The sequence below is a fragment of the Shewanella sp. 0m-6 genome, assembly GCF_052977325.1.
Genome location: NZ_JBRIMD010000007.1, coordinates 1 through 18,358, shown reverse-complemented (window position 1 = coordinate 18,358; position 18,358 = coordinate 1). Strand labels below are relative to the sequence as shown.

Here is an 18,358-nt window from a genome sequence, read left to right as displayed (position 1 = left end):
AGATTTTATTTTAGTTAACTATTTCATGCCATCACGCCACTAAGGCACCATATTTGGATGACAACAAAAATGCGTAATGATTAGTTTACACGGCTCCGTGGTAAATACGGCCTATACATGGCGAGTTTATGAACAGCAGCGGAAATATTATCGCTTAAATTGCTTTAAAACTGTTTTACCTTCTCTAAAACTGGGCTTTTACCGAGTAAAGAGGGGCATACTATTATCAGAGTAACTTCTAATAAACAAGCTGACATACCTAATAAAACCCAATCTCGATACAGATAACAACAAGGAGTTAACAGTTAATTTTCATAACTTACATTCACCCTATTAGCACCCACAAGCAGACACATTCGCGTTAATACCCAGCAAGCACTCTAAAGCTAGTAACCACTTACCAGCATGAATTCGCAACACATCCAAAAACATTAACAACAGATCATTTTTAGTAGATTACCGCAGAGGTTTGATTAGCGTACAATTAAGTTAACTGTTCAAACTGACCCTGTTGCAATGCCATTTACCTTTAAACAATTTCATATTGATGACAATCGCTGTGGTATGCCAGTAAGTACCGATGGAGTATTACTTGGTGCTTGGGCGCCCTTAAGTCAGGCACAGACTATTTTGGATATTGGGGCTGGCAGTGGCCTATTAAGTCTGATGGCCGCTCAGCGCAGCCAAGCTAAAATCACTGCAATTGAACTTGACGACCAAGCAGCACTCGACTGTCAGCACAATTTTAATGCCTCAGCCTGGTCAGATCGCTTAGAACTTATCTGTTGTGATATCCAGGCCTATTGCCAAAACGGCCACAGCAAGCAGTTTGAGCATATCATCTGCAATCCGCCCTATTTCGCTAACGGACCGCAGTCGAGTAGCGCTTCGAGAGCGACGGCGCGCCATACTGACAGTTTAAGTTTTGAGGCTTTATTAGCAGCGATTAAGCAGCTATTAGCGCCCGAGGGGCAAGCTAGCCTCATATTACCGACTGAGTCAGTCAGTCTGCTGGAAGCCATTTTGGCGACGCATAACTTGAGGTTGTGCCACAAACTGCTAGCAGCGAGCGTTGAAGGTAAAGCGCCGAATCGTCAAATACTGGTGCTTACCCATGATTTAACAGCAAAAAATATTATCGATTGCGATACAGATATACAGACGGCTTCTCAACAGCAGCTTTATATCCGAGAGAAAAATGGTCAGTACAGCAAAGCCTTTAGTCAGCTGAGTCAGGATTTTTATTTAAAGCTTTAAGGATCTGGCGATCTAATCGTTTAAAGTCTCTGCTATAAGCTTTATAATGTCCGGCTATTATTTATTGAGATGCCACGCATGCAATTTGAAGATCTCCAGCTTGACCCTCGTTTGTTAGAGTCACTGAAAGCAATGGGTCATAACAAGCCCACTACCATACAACAACAAACAATCCCAGTTGCCATGGAGCAAAGAGATATCTTAGCTCGTGCGCCAACGGGTACTGGCAAGACTGCAAGCTTTCTTCTGCCTGCGTTGCAACACCTTCTCGACTTTCCACGTCGATATGGCGGCCGCGCACGTGTATTGATCCTGACACCGACTCGTGAGCTTGCTAGCCAAATTCATCGCTATGCCAGCCACCTTGCTACAGGCCTAGGTTTAGACAGCGTCATCATCACAGGTGGTGTCCCTTACGGTCCTCAAGAAGAAGCGCTACAGAAGAACGTTGATATTTTAGTCGCCACTCCTGGCCGTTTAATGGAATACCTAGACAAAGGTCATTTCAACGCGGAAGAAGTAGAAGTACTGATTATTGATGAAGCCGACCGCATGCTAGATATGGGCTTCTCTGCCGTTGTTGAAACCATTGCAATCGAATCGGTCGGTCGTAAGCAAACCATGCTGTTTTCTGCCACGCTTGAAGGCAGTGACGTAGGTCGTTTCTCGCATCAGCTGTTAACGAATCCCGTTAAGCTTGAAGCTGAAGCACCACGTAGCGAAAAAGCCAAAATTCATCAGTGGATCCACTTAGCCGATGACAAAGCCCATAAATTTGCCCTGCTGTGCGCACTGTTAAAACAAGAAGATGTGCAACGCACCATCGTCTTCGTCAAGACACGTGAAGCGGTCGCTAGCCTTGAAGGCTTGCTACAAAAAGAAGGGATTACTTGTGCATTTATGCGCGGTGATATGGAGCAAAAAGCGCGTTTCCAAGCACTGGGCCGTTTCACCAAAGGTGAAGTGAATATCTTGCTAGCAACAGACGTTGCTGCACGCGGTATCGACGTTGACGATATTACCCATGTTATTAACTTCGATATGCCACGCTCAGCAGATACTTACGTTCACCGTATCGGCCGTACTGGTCGCGCTGGCGCTAAAGGTACAGCTATTTCGCTAGTTGAAGCCCATGACATTCGTGTTGTTGGTAAAATCGAACGTTATATCGAGCAACCACTGAAGCGTCGTTTCGTTAAAGATCTGCGTCCAAAGAACAAAGAAGCGAAACCGCCTGGAAAGAAAAAGCCGGGTCCAGTAGGCAAAAACTTCAGTAAGAAGAACAAAAAGAAAAAGAAGAAGTAATTCCCTTAGGGATAAGAGCGCTTCTTTCACATCAAAGGGACACGTTTTCGTGGCCCTTTTTTTTATCCCTTTACACTGGTATATGCACACCTAAACTACGCAATAAATGGTAATACGCCGTAACGGTTACAGCCCCCATACCGACAACCAAAATGACCCGATATTTAAAGCCATGCTGATGGTGTTTTACTCGGTCTTTATGCGTCACGACATCCATCATCTCGTCGCCAAAATAAACCGATAAGAAGGTACCAACAGCGCTGATTGCGAGGATGCTCCAATAAGGAATAGGTTGAGTCAGAATATGTTCGAGTAATCGGGTGAGAAACGTCAGTTGATAAGTACTTTCAGAAAAGCTAATAAAGTAAACATTGACCCCTACAGCAATAAACCACAGCACGACTTGAGTCGTTGCCATCTTGACTTTAAACAGTAAACGCACAGGAAAGGCGATGAGAAACCCACCATCAGCAACGGGTGTGCACAGTACAAAAAAACTCCAGCTTAATATTGCTAATGCAAAACCTGTAGACGCATTATATTTCCAACTCATATACCCAAAATAAGCAACGATAATGACAAGTAAAGCCAGAAACTTTATCAGCGTTTCTTTGTGGGTTTCATGACTCGGATTAAATTTGTTGTTCATTGCGTTAACCATAATGACTCACTATTCATTGAGATCTAAATATTTAAGTATCTGAGTATCTGAGTATCTATTTATCAATACCTCACTCACATCAAATAGAAGCTAAGCAAACTTGTGTTGTTGCTAGAGTCACCGCTAGATAATTTGACTTATACAATGTGAGTTGGATGATGCTACCCACAACTTTAGTCATTGGATCGACATGGCGCCAAGTATTCACGTTTGATGCTCGATGCCTTATTAAGCAATTACAGCGACACCCATAAAATGAAACAAATTTGTTACAAATAAAGATTCCACCTTAAGTCTGACTCTGGTAATTTATGCAATAAGAAGAAGTCTTTGCACGGAAAAGCAGGATCAGATGATAACTAAAATAAAAACCATTCTTCGGAGAATGACACCTCTCTTTATTCTTTTCGCCTTCGTTGTTGCGGCTCAGCTCTTGATCAACACCAAGGAAGCACCTGAGCAAAAAGATGATGAGGTCCCGCTCCCGATTGTTGATGTCACCGAGGTTAAGGTGCAAACCGTTTCGTTAAACCTCCCCTCTTACGGTATCGTGAGCCCTAAATATAAAACTCAATTGGTCACCGAAGTCCAAGGGCGCATGCTGTCTATCTCAAATAACTTTGTTGCCGGTGGCGTAGTCAAGAAGGGTGAGGAGCTGGCCGTTATTGAGCCATCTGATTATGAAGCAGACTTAATGCAAGCTCAGGCATCACTCGCTCAAGCAAAAGCGGCGCTAGAAGAAGAGGTCGCTAAAGGTGAAGTGGCTAAGAATGACTGGAAAGGCTATGACGGTGGCATTCCACCTGAATTAGGCCTGCGTCTACCGCAACTAAAGCAAGAACAAGCTAACGTAAAGTTTCAGCAAGCCGCTCTCGCCCGCGCACAACGTAACTTAGAGCGCACCGTAATTCGCGCACCTTTCGATGGCATTATCAAGGGCCGTAACGTCGACCTTGGGCAATACGTCACTTTAGGCACAAACCTAGGTGAGCTCTACGATACTCGCATTGCCGAGGTGAGATTGCCGCTATCAAATAACGACCTTGCCTATCTTGAATCCGTCGATAACCCCGATACAGGCGTAACCTTAAGTGCTGACTTAGCGGGTAAGACCGTAACCTGGCAAGGACAAATTATTCGCAGCGAAGGCGTTATAGATGCTGAAAACCGCATGGTTTACTTGGTCGCTGAAGTCAAAGACCCTTACCTTCGAGGTCAACGCAGCGAAGGTCAGTTACCGCTTAAGTATGGTACTTTTGTTACCGCTATCATTAAAGGCCGCACTGTCGAGGGGATCGTCAAACTGCCTCGTCATTTGGTTCGTGACAATCAAGTGACTATAGTCACTGACGATAACAGCATTGAGATCAGAGACGTTAATGTTGTCAAAAGCGATCTCGAAAATGTCTACATTAAAGACAGCCTTGTCGACGGTGAGCGTGTATCACTGACTAATCTTACCAATCCTGAAAATGGTCAGGTGGTTAAAGTCTTAGGTGAAGAGGCTAATTCAACTCAAGATACTGATACCGATAGCAATGACAACAGCGAAGAGCAACTTGCTAATGCAGGTGCACAATAATGACCACTGAAAATGAAAACCAAAAAGGCTTAATTGCCTGGTTTGCCAAAAACAATGTGGCATCCAACCTATTGATGTGGATTTTAATCATAGGCGGCTTATTCAGCACCTTAATTATCAATAAAGAAATTTTCCCATCATTTGAGCTTAACTATTTACAGATCTCTGTTGCCTATCCTGGCGCCGCCCCTCAAGAAATTGAGGAGGGGATCAATATAAAAATTGAAGAGGCCATTCAAGATATCAATGGTATTAAAAAGGTCACCTCTATCGCCAGTGAAGGCGTCGGCCTGGTAACCATTGAAGTCGAAGACAGCTACGATCCACAAGATATTTTAGATGAGGCCAAGCTGCGCATCGATGCCATCTCAACGTTTCCCGTTAATATCGAAAAACCTAATATTTCTCGTATAAAGCCAGAAAACAACGTCATTTGGATTTCAGTTTACGGTGATCAGTCTCTGCAAGAGATGAAGGAACTGGCGAAAACAATTCGTGACGAAGTCGCCGCACTCCCCGCCGTCACCCGCGCTCAGGTTACTGGCGTACGCGAATACGAAATTGCGATTGAGCTCTCAGAGAATAAGCTCAGAGAATATGGTCTGACGTTCTCGCAAGTGGCTCAAGCGGTACAAAACTCCTCTATCGATCTACCGGGTGGCTCTATTCGCGCAAAGGATGGCGACATCTTACTGCGCACTAAAGGGCAAGCCTATACCGGTGAAGACTTCTCGAAAATTGTGGTGAGCACTCGCCCTGATGGAAGCCGCGTGATGCTGCCACAAGTCGCGACCATTAACGACAGTTTTGAAGAGCGCCTTGAGTACACTCGTTTCAACGGTCATCCTGCTGCCATTATCGAAGTGCTAAGTGTTGATGATCAAAATGCACTGGATATTTCAGCTCAAGTCAAAGAGTACATAGAACAAAAACGCGATGCATTACCAACCGGGGCTAAGTTAGATACCTGGGGCGATTTGACCCATTACCTTAAAGGTCGCTTGAACATGATGCTGTCGAACATGTTCTATGGTGCTTTATTGGTGTTCCTCATTTTGGCGTTATTTTTAGAAATAAAACTGGCATTCTGGGTGATGATGGGACTGCCTATTAGCTTCCTTGGTGCCATGCTATTTATGCCACTGGAGCCTTTCTCACTGTCAATCAACCTGTTAACCCTATTTGCATTTATTCTGGTGCTAGGGATCGTGGTGGACGACGCCATTGTCATTGGTGAGAGTGCCTATAGTGAAATAGAAAAACATGGTCACTCGTTGGAGAATGTAGTCAAAGGTGCGAATAAAGTCGCTATGCCTGCCACCTTTGGTGTATTGACGACCATTGCCGCGTTTATGCCAATGCTAATGGTATCTGGCCCGCAAGGGATTATCTGGAAATCCATCGGTATGGTGGTCATTTTATGCCTCATATTTTCCCTCATTGAATCAAAACTGATATTACCTGCTCACCTGGCCCATATGAAACCGCGTAAACCTCGTGAGCAATTAGGTTTATTAGGCCGCCTAAAGGCAGGGCTCAACGATAAGGTACAGTACTTTATTCACAATATGTACCGTCCGTTTTTAGAACGTTGTATCGTGCAGCGCTACAATACGGTGGCGGTTTTTGTCGGCGTGCTTATCCTTTCTATCGCTTTGGTCATTAGCGGACAAGTGCGTTGGGTTTTCTTCCCGGATCTGCCATCAGATTTCATTCAGGTCCAACTTGAGATGGACGAAGGTAGCTCAGAAGAAAACACCTTAAAAGTTGTGCAAGAGGTTGAAGAAGCCTTATACGCAATGAATGAAGAGATGGAGCAAGAGTTTGGCTACCCAGTCGTAAAGCACAGCTTTATCAATATGAGTTCTCGCACTTCAGCCTTCTTGTTCGCCGAACTCACCAAAGGTGAAGATCGCGATGTCGATGGCGAGACGATTGCCAGTGCCTGGCGTAAACAGTTACCTGAACTCATCGCAGTCAAAAAGCTTAACATTAATGCCAGCACCAATGATGGCGGTGATATCTCTTTTAGATTAACCTCGAGTAATCTCGAGCAGTTATCGCAAGCATCTGAGGAGCTAAAGCTAAAACTTCGCAGCTATGAGGGTGTTTATGATATTGCTGATAATTTCTCCTCAGGTAGTCAAGAAATTAAGCTCAAAATCCGCCCTGAAGCCGAAGCGTTAGGCTTAACCTTATCAGACCTTGCTCGCCAGGTACGTTATGGCTTTTATGGCTATGAAGCGCAACGTATTTTGCGCAACAAAGAAGAAGTGAAGGTGATGGTGCGCTACCCACTTGAGCAGCGCCGCACTGTGGGGCATCTTGAGAATATGCTCATTCGCACCCCAAGTGGTGTTGCGGTGCCATTTGCAACGGTTGCAGAACTGCAATTAGGCGACTCCTATTCATCAATCACTCGTGTTGATGGCCGCCGTGCAATTACGATTAATGCCAATGCCGATACCAACAAAGTTGAACCATCGAAAGTGGTCAGTGAGATCCAAGAAGAGTTCTTGCCGCAACTGCAGGCTAAGTATCCCAATATATCAACTGCACTTGATGGCGGTAGCGCCGATGAGCAAAGCGCGTTAGTGAGCCTGTTACAAGGTTTCTTCTTCGCACTGTTTACTATCTACGCGTTAATGGCCATTCCGCTAAAATCTTACAGCCAACCTTTGATCATTATGTCTGTTATCCCATTTGGTATGATTGGCGCGCTATTTGGTCATTTTATCTTAGGCTTAAACATGAGCATTTTAAGCTTGTGTGGCATCGTTGCATTAGCAGGGGTTGTGGTAAACGACTCATTGATCTTGGTCGATTTTGTTAACCGTGCGCGCGCCGAGGGCCACAGTATTGTGAGAGCGGCTGTCGACTCAGGTTGCTATCGCTTTAGAGCGATTATCCTGACCTCACTTACAACCTTTGTTGGCTTAGTCCCTATTCTGTTAGAGAAAAGCCTACAGGCGCAGATTGTGATCCCGATGGCGGCGTCTTTAGCCTTTGGTATTTTATTCTCTACCGTGGTAACACTGATTTTAGTGCCGATCCTTTACATCATCTTAGATGATGTTAGGCGCGGCCTAAGCCGCTTCTACCATTGGTGGTGGCAGCCAAAGTCAGACCAAGCATCGGTATAACCCATGTTTAATAAAAGGGAGGCGTTGAGCCTCCCTTTTTAATGCTCTGCTTCGCGCTGAACAGATCGTAAAGGGATGCCAAATACCACGCAAATACACCCAGTCTAAGGCCATCAATATAACAATCGGTATAAGCCATAAACAGCTAAATATTAGCCCTGTCGTGCTCAGCTAAAATTGACCACATACTGAGTTTAGATAACTCGATCCAGTAAACAGATTTAATTAGCCTAAAGCATTATCCTTTGCCGATAGCAATTCTAGATAGGCGCGATGATGACTGTTTGCCAGCCCACACTTGTGTACGATATCCGTAATAGCCGTTACCTTAATATTACCGGTCGCTGCACCTTAAGGTGTCAGTTTTGCCCTAAACACAATGGTAGTAAGCAGGTGCATGAGTATCAACTCGATCTTAACCGCCAACCCAAAGCCGACGAATTAATCGCGCAGCTTGGGAATGTGTCTCAATTTGATGAATATGTATTCTGCGGATATGGCGAGCCCACGCTAAACCTAACCACTTTGCTCGATGTCGCTAAAGAAATTAAGCTCCAAGGAGGTAAAGTGCGCGTCAATACGGATGGACTCGGTAACCTATTCCATAAACGCAATATTCTTCCCGAGCTAGCCACTTGTGTTGATAGCCTATCGATTTCACTCAATGCCGATACCGAAACACTTTACCAGCAACATTGCCGCCCCAAGTTAGCTGGAGCTTACTGGGCATTGCTTGATTTCATTAAGCTTGCACCTCAATTTGTTAACGACGTGCAAGTGTCAGCGATCAATGGTCTCGAAGGCGTCGATATCGAGGCATGCCGCAAACTGGTGGAAAACAGAGGCGCTCACTTTAAGCAAAGAGAGTTAGATATCGTCGGCTAGATAGCGGTTTAACTCTGGGGGAAAATACTGAATTAAATTGATGCTTTGCATTGCACAACATGATTAACAAACATTATCTCAAATGTTAATTCATGTTAGTATGCGAGGCATAATAACTGTAATAAATATCAATACATGCTAACCCGCAAACAACCTTTATTAATCAGTGCTCAAGGGATCCGTTGGTCTCAAGCACGTATCTTAGCCGCCGCGAGCCAGCTCTGTATGCTGTTGGTTTCGATCATCATTCTGACTAATATCATTATCACCTTAGGTGAAAGGCGTTTGCAGGAAGACTGGGCAACCCAACGTTACAGTGAGCTACAAGCGGTTGGCGCACTAATCTCAGATAAAGTGTCATTCCAGCAGTTTAGAACGCAGATGTTTGCTAAAGCTGAACTGCTTAAACATTACCTGAATTTACCCTCTTCAGATAATCAGCAACAGCTGCTTAATAACTGGGACATTCTAGTCGATAACGTCCCTGAATTATTGGGTATTGCCCTTTACGATCCTCAAGGCCAACATAAGTTTGCCACCAGCAACGATTTTGGTAATGAAAGCCTGCCCCCCGCGTTACTCGGTGGAGCTAGAAATATGGGGGGAAATGAAATCTACACCTCGCCATTAGAATTTACTCCGATTGATGGCCAGCTTGAGCCCTTTCTATATCAATTTGCTTGGCTAGAAAATCCAGATCAGAGTATTCGTGGCTACCTTGTTACCTATAACTCTATGTCTAAAATGCTTAAAAGTATTAAACCTGCTTATTCAAGCAAGCAAGCCCCCTTGATGATGCTAGATACTCAAGGTTTGCTTTATGCCGGTGCACAACAGAGCACGGGCGTGACTCGGCTCCCCGAAACCATGGGCGGTAGCTTAAAGCAGTCTTACCCGGCCCTTTGGCGTAAAATGGCGATGAGTAATTTTGGTCAGTTCCATGGCGATGTGGCCACCTTCGTTTACTTGAAAGTAGAGCTAACCACGCAATATGAAACGCGCAGAGAATACTTTTTGGTGTCTTATATTAAAAATACGGACATCGCAGCTAACTTTTCTCAATGGCGTAATATTCTTATCATCGGGTCAGTCCTGATCACACTATTAGCCTCTTTAGTGATTTTCTTAACTCACTTATATCGTATAGAGCAACGTTCCCGAGAATTCAGTATTGATATGACTAATCGCCTATTTGATAGCGAACTAGGTTGTATCATCGCCAACGATAGTGGTCGCGTGTTAACGGCGAACTCTTCAGCATCAAAATTACTTGCCTTGCCTATCGATGAGCTCTCCGATCGTAGTTTGCAGCGCATTCTCAATTTGAATGATGACCAATATCTAGATTTTATTAAGACAGTTGATGAAACAGAGCATTGGCAAAGCGAGCTATATACAGATACCACTCCCCATATTTGGCTGAAAATCAGTGTGCGCATAGAAGTCAGTAAGGATGAAAATCGCCGCTTTATGCTGGTAACCTTTGAAGACATTAGCGAACTTAAACAGATCCAAGAAGAGGCGATGTTGAATCGTTTGCTCCACAATGGCCCAACAGCCAGCGTACTCACCGATGCAAAAGGCGTTGTGGTCAAATCAAACTCGGCTTTCAACACGCTATTGCAAGTGGAAGACAGCACCAAACTCAATGTTATCCATCTTTTAAGTGAAGAGTTTAGTCATCACTGGCCTCAAATTTCCCAACAGCTACAGATCCAAGGTAGCTGGAAAGGACAGGTTTTTGCGATGATGAATCATGTACAAGACAGTTGCTTACAAGCCACGTTACAAGGCTATTTAGATAATTCAGGAGAGCTTGAGTATATACAATGTAGCTTTGAACAAGCCATAGTTAAGCACTCAAATAAAGATGGCCTTAATTCAGTACCAAAGCGAAGTACCATCTTTAACCACAAAGATGATTTAGAAAGATACTTCAATAACTTAACTCAGCACTGCAAGGACTTTTCTAGCCTGCTCATGATAGATATCAGTGCCGAGGATATGCTAAGCCATATGAGTGATATGGGCCAAATTGAATCTCGCCAAAAAGAAGTGGAGATCCATTTGTTACGCGATCTGCCTCACCGCTACCAGATGTCCCATTGGCAGTTAGGCAAGTTAATCGTTGTATTACCCGATACCGACTCCGATCAGGCCCATTATTTTGCCATTGAGACCTTAAATAAGCTCAATGATAACGGTCTAGGTGAAGGGATCTGTATCGGTATTGCCTCTTATCAAGCAGAGCAAAGCCTTGAGCAACTGATTGCCAATGCTGAAGTCGCGCTAAAGCGTGCTAAGCAAACCGGTCAGCAGCAAATCTGCCAGGCTTATACAAGGCAGCTTATTTAGTCTTCGCGTTAACACTTTTGAGTTAATGCAAAGCCCCTTCACTTACGCAGGGGCTTTAAGCTCCTCCTTAAAAGGCGCTTCCTCCATGGTCGTTACGCCTGACGGTAAATCACTCTCTGTGATCTCAATAATGGCCGAACGATTCATGGTGATTTTATAGCGTGCATATTGTGGCACCTGTTTACCATCTCGCAGAGCCAAGATCAGGTTTACTTGATAACGACGCTCAACGGATTCATTACTGATCTTTCCATCTTGCTCTTTATAGATCCTATCCTTACCACGCTCTAAGTTGCGGGCAAAAGGTGCAAAACTAAAGTTCACTTGCTCCTGAATAGTCGAGTATCCTGCTAAGAAGTCTTTCTGCGAAACCCGGGTATGGATGCCGTAGTGAAGAATCTCGGCATCGATTTTGTTTTGGCTATGTCGTTGAGTCAGGATCTGCGACACCATATCTGGCAGTTCTTTTTTACGCATAAACTCAAGCCAAACAAGTTGCCTAGCGACAATACTTTTACTGGTGGTATCACTTAGGAGCCGGCTCCAACGTGGTCGGCCTTTTTGGATAGCTCGCCACATGGCGTTACGAATATCGTCTTTAAAGATTTCACGAAAACCGTAAATCACCGCCAGCGTCAGCACTAAGGCGATGGTTAATCCGCTAAAGAAGCCTTGAGCTTTAATAATCAAGGCTGACACCACAAGCATCACCATGCCCGTGGCGATACCCGTGGTCATTTTCTTAAGCCCGACACCTAAGGTTTTTAAATCTTCTTTAAGGACGACACCTTGTTGTATAAGGCGTCTTAATAGCAGCATCTTATTGGCGATACGGTTTGGGTCTTTAACTGTTTGCGACGAGTTATAGCTACGCTCTTGACGATAAAGCGCCTCAGCGCGACAAAGTGCCACGACTCTATCGTTAATTTCATTAAAATCACTGGTTCTGGGCGCATGAGCGAGCAATTTTAGTAAGCGTTGCTCACATAACCAGGAAAGATAGTTATCGGCGTTTTCAAAGTAGGACTTCCACTTTTCATCACTGGGCTCATTACGTCTAAAACGCTTAAGCAAGCTCGTCACTTGTTCACTTAACTCATCGAGTGAACTATAAAACTTTTCAAAATCTTCAGTCTGAGCTAACTCTTTACTGTCGGTCTCAATGGCGACGGCAAACTGGTAGGCAAACAAGTTCAAGTAGAGCCTAAACTCCTCGACTGTACGTTTCTTTTGGCTGGCAAAGCGGCTTTGCACTAACGGCAGGTGCAGGCCGGAAGAATAATAGGAGCGACGACCAATTATCGAGGAGTGGAAATACTCCTCTTCATTTAGGCTTTGGGGATTAATCCCCATCTCTTTCGGAAGGAAAAAATACAGGTCCAGCCGGCGGCTATCACCCACCTCCATCTGGTGAAGAAATTTAATCGACAGTGCTTCTTCCTGTTTTATTCTGACTTTAGACACATACACCTTTTATATAACGAAGAAAATGACGCGGTACTGACAATATTGAACTTTCTGGTATGGGGAACGCAACTCGCATCGACACGATAGTGTTAACGCTATCACAATTAACAATGACCTGTAATCGTATTAGAAATCATGCTCAATAAGTAACATAGACCTTGTTAAGTCTAACCGATATTGACACTTGTTGTGATTAAGCTTAGCTATTAAGCTTTTTTATTAAAATTAGCCATTAAGATTGCTCGCTAAGATTGCTCACTAAAATTTCCACTCCTGCTTGGAAACTCTTATTTCCCCTCCAGACTAGCAAGTCTTATTGGCAACTCTTTTAGCAATGCAGCTTAGGGATAGCTCTCTTTAGACGCGCCGCAAGACAAACCTCACCTAAAAAGAGAGTGATTAATCCAGTTTACAAGCCCATAGATGATTACCAGGATTGATTTGAATCGTCACGACTCCAGCCGCTTTATTCATCTCTAGCACCCTTATTTGAAAGGGTTTACTTTGCTCATCAACAAGGTGTTCTTGTGCTTGCGTTATCGCCGCTTGTAATGACTCACTATAATCAGTTTGCAATAAGCCTCGTAAATACTGACCCTGTGCCAATTCAACTTCATAGGTAAGAATAGGCGCCTTAATGGGAGTAACCGTCCCGTTCGCCATAACTTTATGGGTTAACTTATCCCCCTTGAAGAAGCTTAACGCTATATCAATACCCTTTTGAGTGTTAGTCATTTCGAGTCGTTGAGTCGCTTCAAAACCGGTGCCAACACGGTAGGAACCCGAGGTACAAGACAGGCTTGAATTATCATCAGGCTCAATGGCGTGATCAAGTAGCAGACATAAACCAAAGATAAAGGTTAATGTTGCTAGAATTGGCGTAGTTTTGAAGCCTGAAAATGGCCCGCAATTTAATCCTTTACTCACAGAACCCAACCTCTTTTAGCCATGCTTCATCAATAAAGCGCCAATCATTAGCCACATTATTCACTTTTAAATTATTACAAGCCTGGCCGTCATCGGCTAAATTATTCATCAAGAACTCAAGTCGACTGCCATCACTCGACGGCGCAATATAAACCCGCTGCCACTTCAGCTTGTCACAGCTCGCCAACTGCAGCGACAACTCCTTAACTCTACTGTGAAAATTGTCTTTATCTTTATCGCTTGTATATATAGGTACGAGTATCGACTCGGTTCCTGCAATTTTTATTCTATCGGGTATCGACAAGCTAATATCCGATGTTGTTTGCAGATTAGTCGCTAAGAAAATGATCAGTAAGATCCCAAGAATGATGCAAAGCACATAGTTTTTAATTGAAATAGAATTGAGAGTGCAGTTAAACATCGGCTTTTCTTGTGCCTTAACATGCAATAGATAACCCTGCTTATTAATCGCTTCAATCCAGCTAGCATGTTCTGCACCAAGAAAACGTTTAATGTTTTGTACCGCGGTAGCAATGTCGTGATGGGTCACTACTGTAGGCAAGCATTCTTCGCACATAAACTCAGTAGATACAACTTGGCCTCTTGATGACATCAATTGATGTAATACCAAAAACTCAATGTTGGATAACTTGAACCCGGGCGCTGACTTTAAGCGGCTATGAACCAACTCTTGCAGTGTGAGATCAAATCGGTATGGACCTATATACACGTTAACGACTCTTACCTAATAATTGTATCCAGTTTACTGTGAATCCTCGGCGGAGTCCGTGATTAAATAACGCTAAAGCAGAGCTGATGCTGCTTTCGTGAGTTCTAGCACATAAAAATTATCGTTATTTAACAAATGCAAGTAACAGCCTGTTACGTTAGTAAGTCAAAGGTTGCAATGACTGATATTTTAAATAAAATGCTGCGCAAAACATCACCAACAAAAAACAAAAAGGGTACCGGATAGGTACCTTTATTGACAAATATTTACAGTTACTAAGCAGTAGTACTCATTTAAAGCATCGAGTTCAGTTGCTTGTCAACGCCTTTAAAAGGCATATAACAGAGTCATGTTTGTCTCAGTATCTGTACTTTCTTTATCATCTAACGGCTTATCGTTATAACGTACGATAACGGCAAATTTCATTGCCAAGGCACCGATAATATTAGCTGTAATAGCAGTTTCAGAACGACCTTCTAAGCTATCGCCATAATCAGCAACAAATAACTGCGTGAACTTAGAGCTTTCGCTAATATCATAAGTGAAGTTAACCGCACCATGGGCAATAACACTGTCTTCATTATCAAAACCTAATAATGCAGACTGTTCTTCGTCGAGCTTCTTAAAAATATAACCAGGACCGATTTCGGCACTGAGGAACATGTCGCTGCTATCGATGAACTTATGACCATAACCCGCCGAAGCGACAGCTTTATAATCGTAACCCGTAAATGGGTCAACTTCGTAGTTAGCAGTGATGTACATGTAGTTCTTTTCATCGAACTTGTAGTCTCCCTGAATACCGCCATAGTAACGCTCAGCGGTAACATCACCCGTATCTTCCTTGTACAACCCTTCGAACAGATACTGGTTTTCCCAGTTACCCAGCTCTTGAAGCATGTTCAAGCGACCTTTCACTGAAGACGTTTCAGTGTTACCCGTGGTTAAAGTCGCACCCAGCTCAGCTTCACCTGCGAAAGTCTTATCGCCTTCTACAAAGTCAGCACCTGCGTGCGCAGCAAAAGGAGCAGCCATTACCACTGCCAAAGCTGTAAGCATTTTTTTCATATTATTAGTACTCCGTTTACCATATTCCCTAAAAATCGGCGCAATATTAACATTTTGTTCTAACAATTGAAAACGGGTAGTACACCATTCACCTAATAGCAAACTGAATATTTCTAACCATAGACTTAGCTGTTTAGATAGCGACTTAGATAGTGGGCTTAAATAGTTGGCTTAGTTGTACATTTCAGGCAAAAAAATACCTGCACATTGGCAGGTATTTTTAATCAAATTTATTCGTTAATGCTTACTTGATTTGTGGATCAAGTTCGCCAGACTGGTAAGCTTTATACATAGCTTGAAGTGACTTAGGCTTGATCTTAGAGGCCATTCCAGCACAACCAAAGGCTTCGTAACGTGTAGTACAGATATCAGCCATCGCTTCCATTGACGCCTTCAAGAATTTACGTGGATCAAATTCAGTAGGGTTCTCAGCAAGGAACTTACGTACTGCGCCAGTCGATGCTAAACGCAAGTCAGTATCGATGTTAACCTTACGCACACCGTGCTTAATGCCTTCGACGATCTCTTCTAGTGGTACGCCGTAAGTTTCAGGGATAGCACCACCATACTGGTTGATGATCTCTAGCCACTCTTGCGGTACTGAAGATGAACCGTGCATAACAAGGTGAGTGTTTGGAATACGTGCATGGATCTCTTTGATGCGATCGATTCGCAGTACATCACCGGTAGGCTTACGGCTAAACTTGTAAGCACCATGGCTTGTACCAATTGCAATCGCAAGTGCATCAACATGAGTGTCAGCAACAAAGCGCGCCGCTTCCTCTGGTGTTGTTAGCATCTGATCCATAGTCAGGATCCCAGCAGCGCCAATCCCATCTTCTTCGCCAGCTTCACCAGTTTCTAGGCTACCTAAACAACCGATTTCACCTTCTACTGACACACCACATGCGTGAGCAAAGGCTACTGTACGGCGAGTTACGTCAACGTTGTACTCGTATGATGCTGGCGTCTTACCATCAGCCATCAAAGAGCCGTCCATCATCACTGAAGACATACCTAACTGGATAGAACGCTGACAGATATCAGGGTCGGTACCATGGTCTTGGTGAATACATACAGGGATATCTGGATACTGCTCAAGTGCAGCAGCCATTAGGTACTTAAGGAACTGTGGACGAGCATACTTACGTGCACCAGCTGATGCCTGAACGATGACAGGGCTATCAGTTGCTTCAGCAGCTTGCATAATTGCACGCATCTGCTCAAGGTTATTCACGTTAAATGCAGGTACACCATAATCGTGTTCTGCTGCGTGATCTAACATTTGACGTAGGGAAATTAAGGCCATTTTTTACTCCAATAATAGGGTGAGTTGCCTCACCGAGGTCGCTATCGTTTGGATGGATTTTTATGCTCTAACGTTGCCAGTACCAAACCGACTAACATTAAAACGGTTACTGTTATTTATTATTTTTATATCATTTGCTGTATCGGATTTTTAAACTGCTTGGATACACAACGTTTATCACTGTTTTATTGGCGGCTAGTGTAACTCCGACAAATGTCGATTTAAAGCCCGCCAACAAACAGTTTGGTAATTTTTTTGTTGCTTCTTATCGATTAGAGTCAATTTGAGTCGATCACCGATAAATAGAGCCGATTACGCGCCGCGACTCTCAAGCATTGCCACTGCAGGCAGCTCTTTTCCTTCTAAAAACTCAAGGAATGCACCGCCACCCGTTGAAATGTAAGACACTTTATCTTCGATACCATACTTATCAACCGCCGCTAATGTGTCACCACCGCCAGCAATAGAGAAAGCATTAGATTCAGCAATTGCCTGAGCGATACGCTTAGTGCCTTCACCAAATTGATCAAACTCAAATACACCAACCGGTCCATTCCAAACCACAGTTCCGGCATTTTTGATGATTTCAGCAAGTGCTTCAGCGCTGTCTGGACCGATATCGAAAATCATGTCAGTGTCTGAAACATCGCTTACATCTTTCAGTGTTGCTGTCGCTGTAGGGCTAAACTCGCTTGCTACAACTACATCTGTAGGTACAGGAATATCGCCACCACGGCTTTGGGCATTAGCCACTAAACGCTTAGCTTCTTCAATCAAGTCTGCTTCATAAAGTGACTTACCGACTTGATGACCCGCAGCAGCAACGAAAGTGTTAGCAATACCGCCACCAACAACAAGTTGGTCAACTTTTGTCGATAGGCTTTCAAGTACAGTCAGTTTTGTTGACACTTTTGAGCCACCAACAATGGCCACCATTGGGCGTGCAGGGTTATCAAGCGCCTTGCCTAAAGCTTCTAGCTCACCGGCTAACAATGGGCCAGCACAGGCGATTGGTGCGTGTAGACCAACACCATGCGTCGATGCTTGTGCGCGGTGCGCAGTACCAAATGCATCCATCACGTACACGTCACAAAGTGCCGCCATCTTCTTAGATAGCGCTTCATCGTTCTTCTTCTCACCGACGTTAAAACGCACGTTTTCAAATACAACCACTTCACCAACAGCAACTTCGATACCGTCTAGGTATTCGCTAGCAAGACGCACAGGGCAATCTAGCGCCTTTGTCAGGTAATCAACCACAGGTTGCATTGAGAACTCAGCGTTGAACTCGCCTTCAGTTGGACGGCCTAGGTGAGACATCACCATTACCGCGGCGCCTTTTTCAAGGGCTAGCTTAATCGTTGGCAATGATGCACGCAGACGGGCATCACTTGTCACTACGCCATTGCTTACTGGTACGTTAAGATCTTCACGAATAAGCACACGCTTACCTTGAAGGTCCAGATCTTTCATATTAAGAATCGCCATTTTCATGCTTCCTTACTATCTAAGTTAAAATTAAAGTTAAAAAATTTAAGTTGAGCAAAAATTCAATAAAACGGTATCGATAGACCGCCGGGACACAACACCAACGTTCTAGGTTCTAGGTTCTAGGTTCTAGGTTCTAGGTTCTAGGTTCTAGGTTCTAGGTTCTAGGTTCTAGGTTCTA

The 18,358-nt window shown here is 44.0% G+C and carries 13 protein-coding genes; 6 read left to right on the top strand and 7 right to left on the bottom strand.

The window, feature by feature from the left end; all coding sequences use genetic code 11:
- Window positions 1–516 precede the first annotated feature (516 nt).
- Together ACVBJC_RS07250 and srmB are read left to right on the top strand one after the other, a co-directional pair.
- On the top strand, window positions 517–1,257 hold the full coding sequence (locus ACVBJC_RS07250) for a tRNA1(Val) (adenine(37)-N6)-methyltransferase (protein WP_447160209.1): 741 nt from the start codon (window positions 517–519) through the stop codon (window positions 1,255–1,257).
- A gap of 78 nt (window positions 1,258–1,335) precedes the next feature.
- On the top strand, window positions 1,336–2,562 hold the full coding sequence (gene srmB / locus ACVBJC_RS07245; protein WP_447160208.1) for an ATP-dependent RNA helicase SrmB: 1,227 nt from the start codon (window positions 1,336–1,338) through the stop codon (window positions 2,560–2,562).
- Window positions 2,563–2,632: 70 nt separating this feature from the next.
- Here the strand turns inward: srmB and ACVBJC_RS07240 are convergent, their stop codons facing one another.
- Window positions 2,633–3,211: a hypothetical protein gene (locus ACVBJC_RS07240; protein WP_447160207.1), complete on the bottom strand. Its 579-nt coding sequence runs from the start codon at window positions 3,209–3,211 to the stop codon at window positions 2,633–2,635.
- Window positions 3,212–3,575: 364 nt separating this feature from the next.
- Between ACVBJC_RS07240 and ACVBJC_RS07235 the strand changes: the two genes are divergently transcribed.
- The 4 genes from ACVBJC_RS07235 to ACVBJC_RS07220 all read left to right on the top strand — a co-directional run bounded on the left by ACVBJC_RS07235 (window position 3,576) and on the right by ACVBJC_RS07220 (window position 11,188).
- Entirely contained in the window at window positions 3,576–4,805 is a 1,230-nt protein-coding gene (locus ACVBJC_RS07235) for an efflux RND transporter periplasmic adaptor subunit (protein WP_447160206.1), read from the top strand.
- On the top strand, window positions 4,805–7,948 hold the full coding sequence (locus ACVBJC_RS07230) for an efflux RND transporter permease subunit (protein WP_447160205.1): 3,144 nt from the start codon (window positions 4,805–4,807) through the stop codon (window positions 7,946–7,948). The genes ACVBJC_RS07235 and ACVBJC_RS07230 overlap by 1 nt, the downstream gene beginning before the upstream one ends.
- A 276-nt stretch (window positions 7,949–8,224) precedes the next feature.
- Window positions 8,225–8,833: a TatD family nuclease-associated radical SAM protein gene (locus ACVBJC_RS07225; RefSeq protein ID WP_447160204.1), complete on the top strand. Its 609-nt coding sequence runs from the start codon at window positions 8,225–8,227 to the stop codon at window positions 8,831–8,833.
- 135 nt (window positions 8,834–8,968) lie between these two features.
- Window positions 8,969–11,188 carry a PAS domain-containing protein gene (locus tag ACVBJC_RS07220; protein WP_447160203.1) on the top strand — a complete coding sequence of 740 codons (2,220 nt, stop codon included), beginning with the start codon at window positions 8,969–8,971 and terminating at the stop codon, window positions 11,186–11,188.
- A 42-nt stretch (window positions 11,189–11,230) separates the two neighbouring features.
- On the opposite strand, the gene ACVBJC_RS07215 is transcribed toward ACVBJC_RS07220, so the two are convergent.
- The 6 genes from ACVBJC_RS07215 to ACVBJC_RS07190 form a co-directional block, all read right to left on the bottom strand.
- On the bottom strand, window positions 11,231–12,652 hold the full coding sequence (locus ACVBJC_RS07215) for a hypothetical protein (protein WP_447160202.1): 1,422 nt from the start codon (window positions 12,650–12,652) through the stop codon (window positions 11,231–11,233).
- A gap of 402 nt (window positions 12,653–13,054) precedes the next feature.
- Complete coding sequence (locus tag ACVBJC_RS07210) at window positions 13,055–13,582, bottom strand: hypothetical protein (RefSeq protein ID WP_447160201.1); 528 nt, start codon at window positions 13,580–13,582, stop codon at window positions 13,055–13,057.
- A complete protein-coding gene (locus ACVBJC_RS07205; protein WP_447160200.1) occupies window positions 13,575–14,312 on the bottom strand; it encodes a winged helix-turn-helix domain-containing protein in 738 nt (245 codons plus the stop codon). Before ACVBJC_RS07205 ends, ACVBJC_RS07210 begins: the two co-directional genes overlap by 8 nt.
- Before the next feature lie 327 nt (window positions 14,313–14,639).
- On the bottom strand, window positions 14,640–15,380 hold the full coding sequence (locus tag ACVBJC_RS07200) for a DUF481 domain-containing protein (RefSeq protein WP_447160199.1): 741 nt from the start codon (window positions 15,378–15,380) through the stop codon (window positions 14,640–14,642).
- Window positions 15,381–15,624: 244 nt separating this feature from the next.
- On the bottom strand, window positions 15,625–16,689 hold the full coding sequence (fba, locus tag ACVBJC_RS07195) for a class II fructose-bisphosphate aldolase (protein WP_447160198.1): 1,065 nt from the start codon (window positions 16,687–16,689) through the stop codon (window positions 15,625–15,627).
- Window positions 16,690–17,001: 312 nt separating this feature from the next.
- Window positions 17,002–18,177 carry a phosphoglycerate kinase gene (locus ACVBJC_RS07190; RefSeq protein WP_447160197.1) on the bottom strand — a complete coding sequence of 392 codons (1,176 nt, stop codon included), beginning with the start codon at window positions 18,175–18,177 and terminating at the stop codon, window positions 17,002–17,004.
- Between the last annotated feature and the right edge of the window lie 181 nt (window positions 18,178–18,358).

Coding starts and splice junctions, on each gene's coding strand:
- ACVBJC_RS07250 (WP_447160209.1), top strand. CDS start 517: ATGCCATTTACCTTTAAACAATTTCATATTGATGACAATCGCTGTGGT.
- srmB (WP_447160208.1), top strand. CDS start 1,336: ATGCAATTTGAAGATCTCCAGCTTGACCCTCGTTTGTTAGAGTCACTG.
- ACVBJC_RS07240 (WP_447160207.1), bottom strand. CDS start 3,211: ATGAACAACAAATTTAATCCGAGTCATGAAACCCACAAAGAAACGCTG.
- ACVBJC_RS07235 (WP_447160206.1), top strand. CDS start 3,576: ATGATAACTAAAATAAAAACCATTCTTCGGAGAATGACACCTCTCTTT.
- ACVBJC_RS07230 (WP_447160205.1), top strand. CDS start 4,805: ATGACCACTGAAAATGAAAACCAAAAAGGCTTAATTGCCTGGTTTGCC.
- ACVBJC_RS07225 (WP_447160204.1), top strand. CDS start 8,225: ATGACTGTTTGCCAGCCCACACTTGTGTACGATATCCGTAATAGCCGT.
- ACVBJC_RS07220 (WP_447160203.1), top strand. CDS start 8,969: ATGCTAACCCGCAAACAACCTTTATTAATCAGTGCTCAAGGGATCCGT.
- ACVBJC_RS07200 (WP_447160199.1), bottom strand. CDS start 15,380: ATGAAAAAAATGCTTACAGCTTTGGCAGTGGTAATGGCTGCTCCTTTT.
- fba (WP_447160198.1), bottom strand. CDS start 16,689: ATGGCCTTAATTTCCCTACGTCAAATGTTAGATCACGCAGCAGAACAC.
- ACVBJC_RS07190 (WP_447160197.1), bottom strand. CDS start 18,177: ATGGCGATTCTTAATATGAAAGATCTGGACCTTCAAGGTAAGCGTGTG.